Below are 15,208 nucleotides of genomic sequence, written 5' to 3' on the forward strand. Positions count from 1 at the left end.
ATGCGTTCTGCACTGATACACCGCGGCTTTCGCGGTGTGTGACGATGACTGGACCCGAACTGAGGAGTCTCGTTGGAGATCCAGCACAAAACCACCGTCATCGACGGGCTCGTCACCAGCTACCTGGACGCCGGAGCCGGCGACCCGGTCGTCTTGCTGCACGGCGGGGAGTTCGGTGCGAGCGCGGAAATCGGTTGGGAACGCAACATCGAGGCGCTGGCAGCCAATCATCGGGTGCTGGCGCCCGACATGCTGGGCTTCGGGCAGTCGGCCAAGGTCGTCGACTTCAACGACGGGCGCGGTATGCGGATCCGCCACGTCGCACGATTCTGCGCTGAATTGGGAATCGACTCCGCCTACTTCGTCGGCAACTCGATGGGCGCCATCATGTTGCTCAACGACGCCACGTCGGATTCGGCCCTGTTGCCGATCCGCGCCATGGCGGTCATCTGCGGCGGGGGAGACATCCAGCGCAACTCTCACATGGAGGCGCTCTACGAATATGACGGCTCCCTCGAGGGCATGCGCCGCATCGTGGCCGCACTTTTCCACGATTCCGCTTACCCGGCCGACGAGGACTATGTGCGGCGCCGTTACGAATCCAGCACCGCGCCTGGTGCCTGGGAAGCCGTCGCGGCAGCGCGGTTTCGCCGTCCCGGCGCCCCGCCGACACCGAGCCCGCCGAGTAACCGTGCGTACCCGCGCATTTCGGTTCCCACCCTGGTAATCGAAGGCGCGTGCGACAAACTACTTCCGCTCGGTTGGGCCAAGCAGATTGCCGACCAGATTCCCGACGGCCGTTCGGCTGTGGTCGAAGCCGCGGGCCATTGCCCGCAAATCGAACAATCGTCAATTGTCAACGGGTTGCTGCAGGGATTTCTCGGCTGACCGCGCAGCGACAAACCACCATTCATCCTCGGGTGTTTACCTACTCACGGTAAGCTCAGCGTTCTGTTGCCGACTACTGCCGAGCAGCGATGCGCCTGTGCGACGGAGGGTGGTTCCGCATTCGGCTCGATCCGGCGGCGGAGTGAGCGTATTCGTTACCCTGACGCTTCAAAGGAGTTGCGTGAAGGCCAACCGATTCAGCGCCGCCGTGACCTTGCTCGCCACCATCGCACTGGTGTTGTCGGCGTGCAGCAGCCACGACAACAGCTCGTCGTCGCCATCTAGTGCGACGGCGGTGCCCGTGGACTGCGGCGGCAAAAAGAAGCTCAAGGCGAGTGGCTCCACCGCGCAAACGCACGCGATAGAGCAATTCGTCTACGCCTACATCCGGGCGTGCCCCGGCTACACGCTGGACTACGACGCGAATGGCTCCGGCAAGGGCGTGGAGCAGTTCATCAGTAACGAGACCGACCTGGGCGGCTCAGACGTCGCTCTGGATCCGTCGAAGGGTGAGCCTGACAGAGCAGCGGCGCGGTGCGGTTCGCCGGCGTGGGACCTACCAACGGTGTTCGGACCGATCGCGATCACCTACAACATCAAAAACGTCAACACTTTGAACTTGGACGGGCCGACGGCGGCGAAGATCTTCAACGGGGCCATCACGATGTGGAACGATCCCGCGATCACGGCGCTCAACAAGGGCACCAATCTGCCCGCGACGCCGATTCTCGTCGTGTTCCGCAGCGACGAGTCCGGTACCACCGACAACTTCCAGAACTACCTCGACGTTGCCTCCGACGGGGCATGGGGCAAGGGCTCCGGGAAAACGTTCAACGGAGGCGTCGGACAGGGTGCCGTCGGCAACGGTGGCACGTCATCGATCCTGCGGACCACCGACGGAGCGATCACCTACAACGAGTGGTCTTACGCGGTGGGTCGTCAGCTCAACATGGCCCAGATCATCACGTCAGCGGGACCGGACCCGGTGACGATCACCGCCGAATCAGTCGGCAAGACGATCGATGGCGCGAAGTTCAAGGGTCAGGGCAACGACCTGGTGGTGGACACGTCGTCGTTCTACAAGCCTACGCAGTCCGGCGCCTACCCGATCGTATTGGTGACCTATGAGATCGTCTGCTCGAAGTATCCGGATCCGGCGACCGGCCCGGCGGTAAGAGCATTCATGCAGGCAAGTATCGGATCCGGGCAGGACGGTTTGGACGAGTACGGATACATTCCGCTACCGAAGTCGTTCGAATCGAAACTCGAGTCGGCGGTGAATGCGATCTCGTGATGAGCGGAAGGGAGCGTCGACGGTGACCGACCCAGATTCGCGAGTGGGTTCGTGGTTTGGGCCCTATCAGCTGAAGCGGCTACTGGGCCGCGGTGGAATGGGCGAGGTCTACGAGGCTGAGGACACCCGCAAACGGCGGGTGGTGGCGTTGAAGCTGATCTCCTCGCAATTCTCCGGAAACCCCGAATTTCGCGCCCGGATGCAACGCGAGGCCGACACCGCGGGACGACTGACCGAGCCACATGTGGTGCCGATCCACGACTACGGCGAGATCAACGGGCAGTTCTACGTGGACATGCGCCTGATCGAGGGCACGTCGCTGCGGGACATTCTGGCCCGCGGCGGGCCGTTGCCACCGGGGCGGGCGGTGGCGATCGTCAGCCAGATCGCGTCGGCGCTGGACGCCGCGCACGCCAGCGGCGTGATGCATCGCGACGTCAAACCGGAAAACATTCTGATCACCGGGAACGACTTCGCCTACCTGGTGGATTTCGGTATTGCCCGCGCCGCAACCGACCCGGGGCTGACCCAGACGGGCACCGCGATCGGGACGTACAAGTACATGGCTCCGGAGCGGTTCTCCGGTGACGAGGTCAGTTACCCGGCGGATATCTATGCGCTGGCCTGTGTATTGGCTGAGTGCTTGACCGGTGCACCGCCCTACCGGGTTAACAGCATCGAACAGTTGGTCGCCGCGCATTTGATGCAGCCGGTGCCGCAGCCCAGCCAGATGCAACCCGGGAAGGTTCCGCCGGCGCTCGATCAGGTGATCGCCAAGGGCATGGCCAAAAAACCCGAAGACCGCTATCGCACCGCCGGTGATCTGGCCGCGGCCGCCCACGACGCGCTGACCACTTCCGACCAGCATCAGGCCGCCACGATTCTGCGGCGAGGCGAGAATGCCACCCAGATGGCCCCGGCCGCCGACGCGGGCCCGGCCGGCTTCCGGAACCAGTCCACCGGGTCGCGTCCTCGCGGCGATGCGTGGACCCAGCCGGCGTGGGCGCCACCGCCGGACAGCGGCGGCGGCAGCTGGCCCAGCCAACCGGGAATCCCGGCGGCGGGCAGCCGCGGTGACACACCGGACTTCAGCAAGGCACCGGGCGCCGACGAGGAGCAACGCAGACGGTGGGTCATCATCGGCGCTATTGCGCTCGTGGCGATCGGCGTCCTCGTCGCGGTCGCGATACTGATGTTCCGGCCATCGCCCGCGCCGACGTCGGCGAACGGGCAAGTTGACCTGCCGTTCAAGGGCCTCAACTTCCACCTCTCCCCGGGCGGAGTCGCGCTGGACAGCGCCGGCAACGTCTACGTCACCAACCAGGGCATGTACGGCCGGGTGGTGAAGTTGCCGCCGGACTCGAGTAGCCCGGCCGTATTGCCGTTCACCGGCTTGTACGAACCGCAAGGGGTGGCCGTGGACAGCGCAGGGGCCGTGTATGTCACCGACTTCAACAACAGGGTGGTCAAGTTGGCGCCCGGGTCCAACGACCAGACCGACCTGCCGATCAACGGTCTCAACTACCCCGAGGGCGTGACCGTGGACAGCGCCAACAACGTGTACGTCGCCGACCGAGGCAACGACAGGGTGGTGAAGTTCGACGCCAGTACCAACCAGCAGACCGATCTGCCGTTCAACGGCCTCAACCACCCAGACGGCGTGGCGGTGGATAGCACCGGCAACGTTTTCATCACCGACTCCGACAACAACAGGGTGCTCAAGTTGGAGGCCGGTACCAACCAGCAGATCGAATTGCCGTTCACCGGGCTTGCTGTGCCCTGGGGTATCGCCGTCGACAAGGCCGGCACCGTCTACGTCACCGAACACGACAACAGCCAGGTGGTGAAGTTGGAGGCCGGGTCGAACAAACCGGTGGTGTTGCCGTTCACTGGCCTCAACACCCCGTTGGATGTGGCGGTGGACAACGACGGGAACGTCTACGTTGCCGACCGCGGCAACAACAGGGTGGAGAAGTTGCCGCCCAGTTGATTTGACCGGGAAGGCTCAGCGGAGCAACGGTTTACCGACGCCCGATGGCCAAGATCCTGGTCGCCAAAGCGGCAACCAGGTTGACGACGGCCACCACGATGATCAAAGTCAGCGCCGCGCCCCAGACCCGCAGAAATCCGGCGTGTTCGGGGTTGGTGAGTTCGGTATAGATCAATAGCGGCAGCGACGCCATGTTGCCGCTGAACATGTCGTAGTTGATCGATCGGCTGTAACCCACCAGCACCAGCACCGGTGCGGTTTCCCCGATGATGCGGGCGAACGACAGCAAGACACCGGAGATGATGCCCGGCAGCGCAACGGGAATGACGATCCGCACGATTGTTTTCCACTTCGGGATGCCCAACGCGTAGCTGGCTTCCCGCAGTTCGTCGGGCACCAGCTTGAGCATCTCCTCGCCTGCCCGCACCACGATCGGCAACATCAGCAGAACCAATGCCAGCGACACCGCGAAGCCGCTCTGTTCGAAGCCCAAAGTCGCGATCCAGAGGCTGAAGATGAACAGCGACGCCACGATTGAGGGCACTCCGGCCAGCACGTCGACCATGAAGGTGGTCACCCGGGTCAAGCGGTCGGGGCCGTATTCGGCCAAGTAGATCGCGACCATCAATCCCAGCGGCACGGCGATGACGGCGGCCACCACCGCTTGCGCCACCGTGCCGTAGAGCGCGTGATAGACACCACCGGCGAATTGCTCGGGCATCACGCCGCGCAGCGAATGGGTCCACCAGCCCTTTCGGGTGACGGCCCACCAACCACGATCGATGACGACCCACAGCAACCAGATCAGCGGCACCAACGCGACGACGAATGAGGCGAGGAAAAGTACTGTCGCGACACTGTTTTTGATCCGCCGATTGATGCTGATACCGCGAAACGCGGCAGCTTTGACCGGCCGGTCCAGCGCTGCGGTGCTCATGTGCGCCGCTCCTCCTCATCGCTTCGCTCTGCATCGTCGCCGGCGCAGCTCATCAGCCGTTCACTTTCCCGCCGGCGACCGCACGGGCGGCGGCGTTGACCATGAACGTCAGCACGAAGAGTACGAATCCAGCGGAAATGTAGGCTCCGGTCGGTAGCGGTTCACTGAATTCGGTTGCCGCCGAGGCGATTTTGGAAGCAAACGTGTAGCCGCCGTCGAACAGCGACCAATGCCCGGGCTGGGCGGCCGCGCGCAAGATGATCAACACGGCCACCGTTTCTCCCAGCGCGCGGCCCAGACCGAGCATCGACGCCGCAATGACACCGCTGCGGCCGAACGGCAGCACGGTCATCCGAACGACTTCCCACTTGGTCGCGCCGAGCGCCTGCGCGGCTTCGACCTGCATATGCGGGGTCTGGCGGAACACTTCTCTGGAGACCGAGGAGATGATCGGCAGGATCATCGCGGCCAGCACAATCCCGGCGGTGAAGATCGTGCCCCCGCCGACCAGCGACACATTGCCTTTGTGGAACAGGAACAACCAGCCCAGGTGGTGGTTGAGAAACAATTCGATCGGCTCGAGTTGGGGCGCCAGGACGAAGATGCCCCAGAGCCCGAAGATGATCGACGGCACCGCAGCCAGCAGGTCAACCATCACTGCGAACGGACGCGACAGCTGTACCGGCGCGTACTGCGTCAAAAACACCGCCACCCCGACGGCGACCGGCACGGCCAACACCAAGGCGAAGATCGAACTCAGCACCGTGACCATGAACAGGTCGCGAATACCGAAGGCCAGATTCGCGGCGTCGCGGGTGTCGAATTCGGCACTGGTGAAGAAATTCGCGTGGTTGGCACGCAGCGACGGCACGGCATGGATCAGTAGGAAAATCGCGATCAACGCGATCGCGATGACGATCGTCGCGCCGGCGGCGACGGCGACCGACTTGAACAGCCGGTCGCCGTGCCGCCCTGCGCCGCTACCTGTCGCCGTCAACCCAGGCATTGTCCCGGCCGGTTTGGGTCGGGTCAGCGATTCTCGGGAAATGGCGGCCTCAGATCAGGCGATAGCGTTGACCGAAGTGGACAGTCTCGACTTGAACGAGTCGGGAATCGGGATGTACCCGTTGTCCGCCAAGCCGTTCTGCCCGGGGCCGATGGTGGCCTGCAGGAACGCCTTGACAGCCGAACCCACCTGCGGGTCGGGGTACTTCGAGCAGACGATCTCATAGGTCGCCAACACGATCGGGTACGAGCCGGCCTGCGTCGGCTTGTAGAACGACATCGTGTCGAGGACCAAGTCGTTGCCCTGTCCCTTGATCGTTGCGCCGGAGATCGTCTTGCCGACCGACTCGCTGCTGATCGACACGGGCTCGGGTCCTGCCGAGGTAACGATCTGAGCCATGTTCAGCTTCTGCGCCTGAGCGAACGACCACTCGTTGTAGGTGATCGACCCTTCGGTGTTCTTCACGGCAGCCGACGTGCCGTCGTTGCCCTTGGCGCCTTCACCGACACCGCCGTTGAACGTCTTTCCGGCACCCTTGCCCCATGCGCCGTCGGACGCCGCATCGAGGTATTCCTGGAAGTTGGCTGTGGTGCCCGACTCGTCGCTGCGGAAGACGACGTGGATCGGCTCGCTGGGCAGCGTGGCGTTGGTGTTCAGCGCCTTGAGCGCAGGGTCATCCCAGGTGGTAATGGTGCCGTTGAAAATCTTGGCAGCCGTCGGGCCGTCGAGGGTCAGCTTGTCCACGCCCTTGACGTTGTAGGTGACCGCGATGGGCCCAAACACCGTGGGCAGGTTCCATGCCGGTGAGCCGCAACGTTCCTGCGCTTTGCCGGCCTCGTCGGCGCTAAGTGGTACGTCCGAACCGCCGAAGTCAGTTTGTTTGCCCGTGAATTCGGTGATGCCGGCACCCGAACCATTGGCGGTGTAGTTCAGGGTTTGACCTGGGCACGCTTGCTCGAAGGCGTTGACGAAGCGAGCCATCGCGTTGGCCTGTGCTGTCGACCCGCTGGCCTTCAGCGTCTTGGTCCCGCCGCAGTTGATGTTCGCCGACGACGAAGCGGACGCCGAACCAGACGGTTGCGCCCCTTGGTTGTTCCCTTGGTTCCCTTGATTCGCGCTGTTGTCATTGCCGCATGCCGACAGCACCAGTGCGCCGGTGGCAATCACACCCAGCGCCGCGCCACATCGTTTGAGTTTCAAATCGGCTCCTTTGAACGGAAGGGATGACGACTGCATTGACTGCGCCACCAGGTCACGCCGAGCCGCGCAGCCATGCAAGTGGGGTGGGTCCGCGGCTGCTCCAAGCCGGCACCGTGTAGACGCATAGTTAAAGGCCCCACCGACGCGAACGTATCACGCACGAAGATCAGGCAGCCAGGGAATCCACTGGTTTTTCAAGATCGCCGAGGCTGGTAACTGTCGTCGTCATGCTCTCGGGTCCTGGGCCTCGCCCCCCAAGGCTAAATCAATCGCTTGACTTAACCGAGATCGCGTCGATTAACTCATCGGTGTGGTCAACGAATTAGCCGGCAAGGTCGCGATCGTCACTGGCGGTGCCTCGGGCATCGGCGCCGGCATCGTCGAGAGGTTCCTGACGGAGGGCGCCCAGGTGGTGATCGGTGACATCGACGCCGACGGGGGCAAGGCGCTCGCGGAAAGGCATGGCGCCCAAGCCGATTTCCGTCAGATCGACACCGCAGATCCCGATCAGGTCACCGAATTGGTATCGCAGGCGGTTCGGCAGTTCGGCGGGCTCGACATCATGGTCAACAACGCCGGCATCTCCAGTCGGATGCACCGCAGTTTTTTGGAGGACGACCTCGCCGACTTCCAGCGGGTGATGGCGGTCAACGTGCTCGGCGTCATGGCGGGCACCCGCGAGGCGGCTCGGCACATGGCGACCGGCGGCGGCGGTTCGATCGTCAATGTGTCGTCGATCGGCGGTATCCAGGCCGGCGGCGGGGTGATGACGTATCGCGCCTCCAAAGCGGCGGTCATCCAATTCACCAAATCGGTGGCAATCGAGTTGGCACATTACGAGATCCGGGTCAATTGCATAGCTCCGGGCAGTATCCCCACTCCGATCCTGGCGTCGTCGGCTTCCGCGAAGTCAGCTGAAGAGCTCGAACGCTTTGAGCACACGATCCGGGAGCAGATGCGCGCCGATCGGCCGCTACAGCGGGAGGGCACACCGGACGACGTCGCCGAAGCCGCGCTTTACTTGGTCAGTGACCGAGCCCGCTACGTCACCGGCACGGTGCTTCCGGTCGATGGCGGCACGTCGGCCGGGAAAGCGATCCGACGACGCCGCCCCACCGATTAAATCAATCACTTGACTTAAACAATGCTGCGCGGTTGACTGGGCGGCGTGACTACGGCGAGGCCGGCGCGCACCGAGCGGGCCAGCACGACTCAGGAGGCGATCCTTACCGCGGCCGAGCGGTTGTTCGCCGAGCACGGGGTTTTCGCGGTGTCCAACCGTCAGGTCAGCGAGGCCGCCGGCCAAGGCAACAACGCCGCAGTCGGCTACCACTTCGGCACCAAAACCGACCTGGTGCGAGCCATCGAGCACAGGCACCGGGTGCCCATCGAGCGGCTGCGCGACGAGATGGTTGATCAGCTGCTGCAGACCGGCGCGTGTAACGAGATGCGCGACTGGGTGGCGTGCCTGGTGCGTCCGCTCACCGAGCACCTCGCCGAACTGGGCAACCCCACCTGGTACGCGCGCTTTGCCGCGCAGGTGATGACCGACCCGGCCTACCACAACATCATCGTCAAAGATGCGCTGACGTCCGCGTCGCTGGTGCAGGTCATCGACGGCATCAACGGTTGCCTGCCCGAGCTACCGATCGAGGTTCGGGTGGAGCGCAATCTGATGGCCCGCAACCTGCTGATGCACACCTGCGCGGATCGGGAACGGGCCATGGCCAGCGGAGCGAAGGCATCGACTCGCGGCGATCGCAAGCTCGGCGTAGCCGACGGAAGGGGGTCGCCGCTATTGACAGGCGCCTCAGTGCCCCAAACCAGTTGGCAGGCCGCCGGTTCCGGTCTTATCGACGCGATCGTGGGTTTGTGGCTGGCCCCGGTGAGTGAAAGAAGCGACCGGTGAAAGTGACTGTCGACCAAGACGCATGCGCCTCTTCGGGAAACTGCGTGATGCGCGCGCCCGAGATCTTCGACCAACGCGACGACGACGGTGTCGTCGTGCTGCTCAACAACCACCCATCGGCCGAGCAGGCTGACGACGCCCGCGGCGCCGCCGCGGTGTGCCCCGCCCAAGCCATCCACATCGAGGAGTAAGACGTGCCCGACACCCTCGCCGGCGCCGCGATCGAGATCACCTCGGGAATTCCGGAATACCCGATGGCGAGGTCGAGTGGCTGCCCGTTCGCGCCGCCTCCCGACGTGATGGCCCTTGCACAGACGAAACCGCTTTCCCGGGTGCGGATCTGGGACGGCAGCACGCCGTGGCTGATCACCGGCTACCAGGAGGCGCGGGCACTGTTCGGCGACCCGCGGGTCAGTGTCGACGACCGACGCGACGGGTTTCCGCACTGGAACGAAGGCATGCTGGCCACAGTGCACAAGCGGCCCCGGTCGGTATTCACTTCCGATGGCGCCGAACACATCCGCTTCCGACGCATGCTGTCTCGCCCGCTGACCTCCCGCCGGGTCGAGGCCATGCGCCCGGCGATCGGGCAGATCATCGACGAGCACATCGACGCCATCCTGGCCGGCCCGCAACCCGCGGATCTTGTGACGGCGCTGGCGTTGCCGATCCCGTCGCTGGTGATCAGTGAACTGCTCGGGGTGCCCTATGAAGATCACGGCTTCTTCCAGGAGCACGCCACCATGGGCGTCTCCCGATACGCGACCGCCAAAGACACCGCCGCAGGCGCAAATGAGCTGTCCAAGTATCTGATCCGCCTGTTGGAGGCGCGGATCGCCGAGCCCACCGAAGACATGGTGTCCGACTTGGGGGACCGGGTGAAGTCCGGCGAGCTCAGCCTCAAGGAGGCAACTCAGCTCGGCACCGGGATGCTGATCGCCGGCCACGAAACCACCGCGAACATGATCGGTTTGGGGATTCTCGCGCTGCTGCAAGAACCCGAGAAGCTGGCAGTGATCCGAGACACCAATGACGACACCGTGGTCGCCAACGCGGTCGAGGAACTGCTGCGTTACTTGTCGATCATTCAGAACGGACAGCGCCGGGTGGCCGCCGAGGACATCGAGATCGCCGGTGAGGTGATCCGTGCCGGCGAGGGCATCATCATCGACCTGGCTCCGGCGAACTGGGACGCCGCCGAGTTTCCCGACCCCGAGGTACTCGATCTGGATCGGCCGGCCCGTCAGCACCTGGCGTTCGGTTTCGGCCCGCACCAATGCGTGGGCCAGCAGTTGGCCCGCGTCGAGCTGCAGATGGTCTTCCACAAACTGTTTCGGCGCATGCCGACCCTGAAACTGGCGATGCCGTTCGAGAAGATCCCGTTCAAAAACGACCGGCTCGCCTACGGCGTCTACGAGTTGCCGGTGACCTGGTGATCGCCTATCCGGGCCACCCCTAGATGACTACCCGTGAAAACCAAGCCGATCCGATGGGAGGATCAACGATGTCCAGCCAGTCCACCCTCTCGCTCTACCCGCCCGGCGGATACGGCGCACCCAAGGATCGACGGGGCCACGCTGATGTCAAAAGCACCGGATTGCCCGAAGGCACCGTAGTTTTCTCTGCGGACAACCACATTTCGCTTGCCGAGGACATCTTCTACGAGCGTTTTCCGGATGACCTCAAAGACAAGGCGCCGCGAATCTGGTACGAGGACGGGGCCTACCAGGTCGGCCGCAAAGGGCAGTCGTTCCTGCCCGGTGACTTCAGCGCGGTGCTGATGCAGTATGACGACCTGCCAGGGGCCGGAAGCACCAACATCGAGGCGCGAATCCAAGAGTTGCGCGATGATGGCGTCGACAAAGAGCTGGCGTTCCCCAACGCGATTCTGGCGCTGTTCCACTACCCGGACAAAACGCTTCGCGAACTCGCGTTCCGCATCTACAACGAATACATTGCGGAGTTGCAGGAGCGATCAGGTGGCCACTTCTATGGTGCCGGACTGATCAATTGGTGGGACCCGGAAGGCGCGCGGCGGACGCTTTCGGAGTTGAAATCGCTTGGCCTCAGAACATTCCTGCTTCCGCTGAACCCGGGCAAGGACGACGAGGGCAGTATCATCGACTACGCCAGTGATGCGATGAGCCCGGTGTGGGACGAGATCGAAGAAGCCGGCCTGCCGGTCACCCACCACATCGGCGAGACACCGCCCAAAACCCCATGCGAATTCAACAGCGTGGTGGTGGGCATGATGATCAACATCGACGGATTCCGGGAAACGTTCGCCAAGTACATCTTCTCCGGCATCCTCGACCGGCACCCGAAGCTGCGGATCGGCTGGTTCGAGGGCGGGATCGCCTGGGTGCCATGGGCATTGCAGGACGCCGAGCATCTCGTCGCGTCCTATCAGCACATGTTCAACCGGCCTCTCGAACACGACGTCCGGTACTACTGGGACAAGCACATGAGCGCGTCGTTCATGGTGGACCCGCTGGGGCTGCAGTTGATCGACAAGATCGGCGTCGACAAGGTGATGTGGTCGAGCGACTACCCGCACAACGAAAGCACCTACGGCTATTCCGAGAAGTCACTGGCTGCAGTCGTCGAAGCGGTCGGCCCAGAGGCGGCCACGCAGATTGTGAGCGGCAACATCACCCAATTCCTCGGACTGTAAGGCAGTTTGGTGACTACGTTCATGCAGGCACCGTCGTCTGCGATTGAGATCCCCGACATCCCGGACCTTGACCGGATGCGCTCGGAGACCGGTGCGCGGCTACGTTCGGCGATGGCGGACCGCGGAGTCGACGCGTTGATTCTGCTGGGTAACAACAACGTCGTCTACGCTACCGGAGCGAGCTGGCCACTGGGCGATGCCGGGTTGTCCTATGTCGAACGTCCGGTGGCGGTGGTGAGTGCCGACGATCCCTGGCCACATTTGTTCCTGCCGTTCCGTGAAGGCACGGCATCGGAATCGGGACTGCCCGCCGACCATCTGCACGGACCGGTCTACCTGGAGTTCGACGAGGGCGTGGAGAACTTCGCACGGGTAGTCGCCGAGTTGGTTCCCGCCGAAGCCGTCGTCGCGGTCGACGAGTTCACCGGAGCGATGCGGCGAGCCCAGCACCAGCTGTTCCGGGCCGGCCGGCCTGTTGATGCCGCCCAGATAATTGGCGCCGCCAAGCTCATCAAGACTCCCGACGAGCTGGCCTGTATCCGCACCGCGTGCCGGATCACTGACCAGGCCATGGTCGGCGTGCAAGCAGCACTTGCCCCCGGGATTCGCCAGATCGATTTGTCGGCCGGGTTTTTGCGTCGCGCGTTCGAGTTGGGCGCAATGGCCAGCATGCTCGAACCGATCTGGCAGGTGATGCCGAAGAACAAGGCCGACGGCGTGTGGACCACCCACGGCGATCTGGCATTGCCGCTGCTGACGACCGAGCGCGAACTGGTTGCCGGCGACGTGTTGTGGACCGACGTCAGCATCACCTACGCCGGCTACTGCTCGGATTTCGGCCGAACCTGGGTGGTGGGCCAGGATCCCACACCGCGGCAGCAGGCACAGTTCGACCGGTGGCGGGAGATCATGACCGCGGTGCTGGGCGCCACGCGTGCGGGCGCCACCGCCGCAGAGTTGGGCAGGGCCGCGACGAAAGCCAACGGCGGTGCCCGCCCGTGGCTGCCGCATTTCTATCTGGGTCACGGTATTGGCGTGAACGCTGCCGAAACACCAATGATCGGAACGGATCTCGGCGACGAGTTTGACGAGAACTTTGTTTTCGAACCCGGGATGGTGCTGGTCTTGGAGCCGGTGGTGTGGGCGGACGGCACCGGCGGCTATCGCAGCGAAGAGATCATCGTCATCACCGAGGAAGGCTGGATCCCGTTGACCGACTACCCCTATGACCCTTATGGCTACTGAAGTTCTGCCCGACGATCGCGCGCTGCGCTCCGGGCGCCGCGAGCGCGCACTGGCCCAAATGGCGGCCCACGACCTCGACATCCTGGTCCTCGGTCGGCAGGCCAACGTGCGCTACGTGTCTGGTGCGCCGCAGCTATGGGTGGCGGGCACCCGGCCGTTCGGTCCGACCTGTGTCGTCGTAGCGGAAACCGGGGCCATCCACCTGCTCAGCACCTGGGACGAGGGCGTTCCCGAGGACATCCCGCATGAGAACCTCTACGGTATCGCCTGGAACCCGATGAACACCATCTCGGTGCTGCAAGGCATCGAGGGCGCGGTCACCGCGAAACGTGTTGGCACCGACGCGCTTTCCCCCGGTTTTGCGCAGCTGCTGCCGGTAGCTTTTCCCAACGCCGAGCTGGTCGACGGGGAGCTGGCGATGCGAGCCGCCCGGCGTATCAAAACAACCGAAGAGGTGGCGGCGCTGCGGGAGTCCATCCGGGTGGCTGAGAACGGGCTGGCCGCAGCGGTTGCCGAATTGCGGCCCGGGATCAGCGAGAAGACCCTGGCCGGCGTCCTGCTGGAGGCCATGGCTGCGGGCGGGGTGAGCACGCCGGCCACCCAGGATGTGGCATGGGTGACTTCGCGCGATCACCCGTGGCGGCGGGGCAGCGACGATGGACGGGTCGCGGCCGGTGACCTGGTGGCGCTGTCGGCGGGCGTGCTGGCCGGCGGTTATGCCGGCGAAGTCGGCCGCAGCTGGCCGGTCGGGGAACTCGACGGGGCTGCCGATCTCTACCGGCGCTGGGAGTTGCTGTGGGACAGGCTTTATGAGGCCTGTCAGCCCGCCGCCCCGGCTGCTGAACTGCTGACCGCCTACCACGCTGCGGGTGAGCCGCTGCCGCCGATGCCGGTGGCACGCGGGTTGGGACTGGGTTTTGACCCGCCGGTGGTGTCGGCGCATCTGCCGGCCACTGCCGCCGAGGAACAGTTGGAGCCGGGCATGGTGCTCGCAGTCACCGGTTACGTCTGGCAGCGGGGCGTCGGCGCGGTGTTCGGTCGAGAGGCGGTGCTGATCACCGCGGACGGGCCCGAGTTGCTGACCACAAGTCCGTCGTGGCAAGGCGTCGTCCATGCCTGACAAACCCCCGCCGCCTGAGGAGCTCATCCTCTACGCGAAGGACCCGCAGACCAAGATCGCGACGATCACGTTCAACCGGCCCGAGTTTCTCAACGCGCCCACCACCGCGGCACGGCTTCGCTACGCCGATCTGCTGCGCGGCGCCACCGTCGACGACGACGTCAAGGTGGTCGTGATCCGAGGCGTCGGCGACGACCTCGGCAGCGGCGCCGATCTTCCCGAGTTCATGGAAGGCCGGGATTCACCGGAGGCCCGGCTGGCCGAACTGAGGCTGGACGACGACGGCATTCAGTATCCGCCCAAAGGATCGTTTCGTCACGGCGCGACGATCAGCCAGTGGTACGCCAACGCGCAGGCCGGCAATCGCGCGCTGCAGGAGTTCAAGAAGATCAGCATCGTCGAAGCCAAGGGATATTGCTATGGCTGGCACTTCTACCAGGCCGCCGACGCTGACCTGGTGATCGCTTCCGACGATGCGCTGTTCGGCCACCCGTCGTTCCGCTACTACGGCTGGGGCCCGCGAATGTGGACCTGGGTGCAGACCATGGGCCTGCGGACTTTTCAGGAAATGGTCTTCACCGGAAGGCCTTTCACCGCCGATGAGATGTTCCATTGCAACTTCTTGAACAAGGTCGTGCCGCGGGATCAACTGGAGGCCGAGGTCGACAAGTACGCGCTGGCGTGCGCACGTAACCGCCCCACCGACACCATCTTCATGCAGAAGGTCTTCTTCGAGGTGGTCAAGCAGTACCAGGGCGAATATCTCGGCAGTCTGCTGACCGGTTTGTTCGAATCGACGGGCGGCAGTGCGGCTCCCGATGGCGACAATCTGATGCTCGACGACGCCATCGGCAGCGGACTGAGCGACGCGGTCAAGGACAACGACAGCAAGTTTCCGCCTGAGTTCCGGTTGAGCAAGTCCACTCGCGAGAAAAACCGGTAACC

14 protein-coding genes are annotated in these 15,208 nt (G+C 64.1%); 11 read left to right on the top strand and 3 right to left on the bottom strand.

Going from position 1 to position 15,208, the window contains the following annotated elements:
• The first annotated feature begins 72 nt into the window (after positions 1-72).
• The 3 genes from A5707_RS20490 (at position 73) to A5707_RS20500 (ending at position 4,172) form a co-directional block, all read left to right on the top strand.
• A complete protein-coding gene (locus tag A5707_RS20490) occupies positions 73-888 on the top strand; it encodes an alpha/beta fold hydrolase (protein WP_065016259.1) in 816 nt (271 codons plus the stop codon).
• 181 nt (positions 889-1,069) lie between these two features.
• Positions 1,070-2,182 (top strand): phosphate ABC transporter substrate-binding protein PstS, encoded by a 1,113-nt coding sequence (gene pstS / locus A5707_RS20495; RefSeq protein WP_065016260.1) that lies wholly within the window; start codon positions 1,070-1,072, stop codon positions 2,180-2,182.
• Positions 2,169-4,172 (top strand): serine/threonine-protein kinase PknD, encoded by a 2,004-nt coding sequence (locus tag A5707_RS20500; RefSeq protein WP_065016261.1) that lies wholly within the window; start codon positions 2,169-2,171, stop codon positions 4,170-4,172. Before pstS (A5707_RS20495) ends, A5707_RS20500 begins: the two co-directional genes overlap by 14 nt.
• Before the next feature lie 31 nt (positions 4,173-4,203).
• Here the strand turns inward: A5707_RS20500 and pstA are convergent, their stop codons facing one another.
• The 3 genes from pstA to pstS (A5707_RS20515) are packed head-to-tail and all read right to left on the bottom strand — an operon-like array spanning position 4,204 to position 7,315.
• The gene (gene pstA, locus A5707_RS20505) at positions 4,204-5,109 is read right to left on the bottom strand and encodes a phosphate ABC transporter permease PstA (RefSeq protein WP_065016262.1); all 906 of its coding nucleotides are present in this window, start codon (positions 5,107-5,109) and stop codon (positions 4,204-4,206) included.
• Positions 5,110-5,161: 52 nt separating this feature from the next.
• Entirely contained in the window at positions 5,162-6,115 is a 954-nt protein-coding gene (pstC, locus tag A5707_RS20510) for a phosphate ABC transporter permease subunit PstC (protein ID WP_065016263.1), read from the bottom strand.
• A 54-nt stretch (positions 6,116-6,169) separates the two neighbouring features.
• The gene (gene pstS, locus A5707_RS20515) at positions 6,170-7,315 is read right to left on the bottom strand and encodes a phosphate ABC transporter substrate-binding protein PstS (RefSeq protein ID WP_065016298.1); all 1,146 of its coding nucleotides are present in this window, start codon (positions 7,313-7,315) and stop codon (positions 6,170-6,172) included.
• Between the two features lie 310 nt (positions 7,316-7,625).
• Here pstS (A5707_RS20515) and A5707_RS20520 point away from each other — a divergent pair, with 310 nt between their 5' ends.
• The 8 genes from A5707_RS20520 to A5707_RS20555 all read left to right on the top strand — a co-directional run bounded on the left by A5707_RS20520 (position 7,626) and on the right by A5707_RS20555 (position 15,206).
• Positions 7,626-8,438, top strand: coding sequence for an SDR family NAD(P)-dependent oxidoreductase (locus tag A5707_RS20520; protein WP_065016264.1), 813 nt, complete (start codon positions 7,626-7,628; stop codon positions 8,436-8,438).
• A 45-nt stretch (positions 8,439-8,483) separates the two neighbouring features.
• Positions 8,484-9,224, top strand: a complete 741-nt coding sequence (locus A5707_RS20525; RefSeq protein ID WP_065016265.1) for a TetR/AcrR family transcriptional regulator — start codon at positions 8,484-8,486, stop codon at positions 9,222-9,224.
• Positions 9,221-9,415, top strand: coding sequence for a ferredoxin (locus A5707_RS20530; protein WP_065016266.1), 195 nt, complete (start codon positions 9,221-9,223; stop codon positions 9,413-9,415). Before A5707_RS20525 ends, A5707_RS20530 begins: the two co-directional genes overlap by 4 nt.
• 3 nt (positions 9,416-9,418) lie before the next feature.
• On the top strand, positions 9,419-10,660 hold the full coding sequence (locus A5707_RS20535) for a cytochrome P450 (RefSeq protein WP_065016267.1): 1,242 nt from the start codon (positions 9,419-9,421) through the stop codon (positions 10,658-10,660).
• A gap of 68 nt (positions 10,661-10,728) precedes the next feature.
• Positions 10,729-11,898: an amidohydrolase family protein gene (locus A5707_RS20540; protein WP_065016268.1), complete on the top strand. Its 1,170-nt coding sequence runs from the start codon at positions 10,729-10,731 to the stop codon at positions 11,896-11,898.
• 21 nt (positions 11,899-11,919) lie between these two features.
• Positions 11,920-13,143 carry a M24 family metallopeptidase gene (locus tag A5707_RS20545; RefSeq protein WP_197495393.1) on the top strand — a complete coding sequence of 408 codons (1,224 nt, stop codon included), beginning with the start codon at positions 11,920-11,922 and terminating at the stop codon, positions 13,141-13,143.
• Positions 13,133-14,263 (top strand): M24 family metallopeptidase, encoded by a 1,131-nt coding sequence (locus A5707_RS20550; RefSeq protein WP_065016270.1) that lies wholly within the window; start codon positions 13,133-13,135, stop codon positions 14,261-14,263. The genes A5707_RS20545 and A5707_RS20550 overlap by 11 nt, the downstream gene beginning before the upstream one ends.
• Positions 14,256-15,206 carry an enoyl-CoA hydratase/isomerase family protein gene (locus A5707_RS20555; protein WP_065016271.1) on the top strand — a complete coding sequence of 317 codons (951 nt, stop codon included), beginning with the start codon at positions 14,256-14,258 and terminating at the stop codon, positions 15,204-15,206. The genes A5707_RS20550 and A5707_RS20555 overlap by 8 nt, the downstream gene beginning before the upstream one ends.
• The last annotated feature ends 2 nt before the right edge of the window (positions 15,207-15,208 follow it).

The organism is Mycobacterium kyorinense, assembly GCF_001672775.1.
GTDB lineage: Bacteria > Actinomycetota > Actinomycetes > Mycobacteriales > Mycobacteriaceae > Mycobacterium > Mycobacterium kyorinense_A.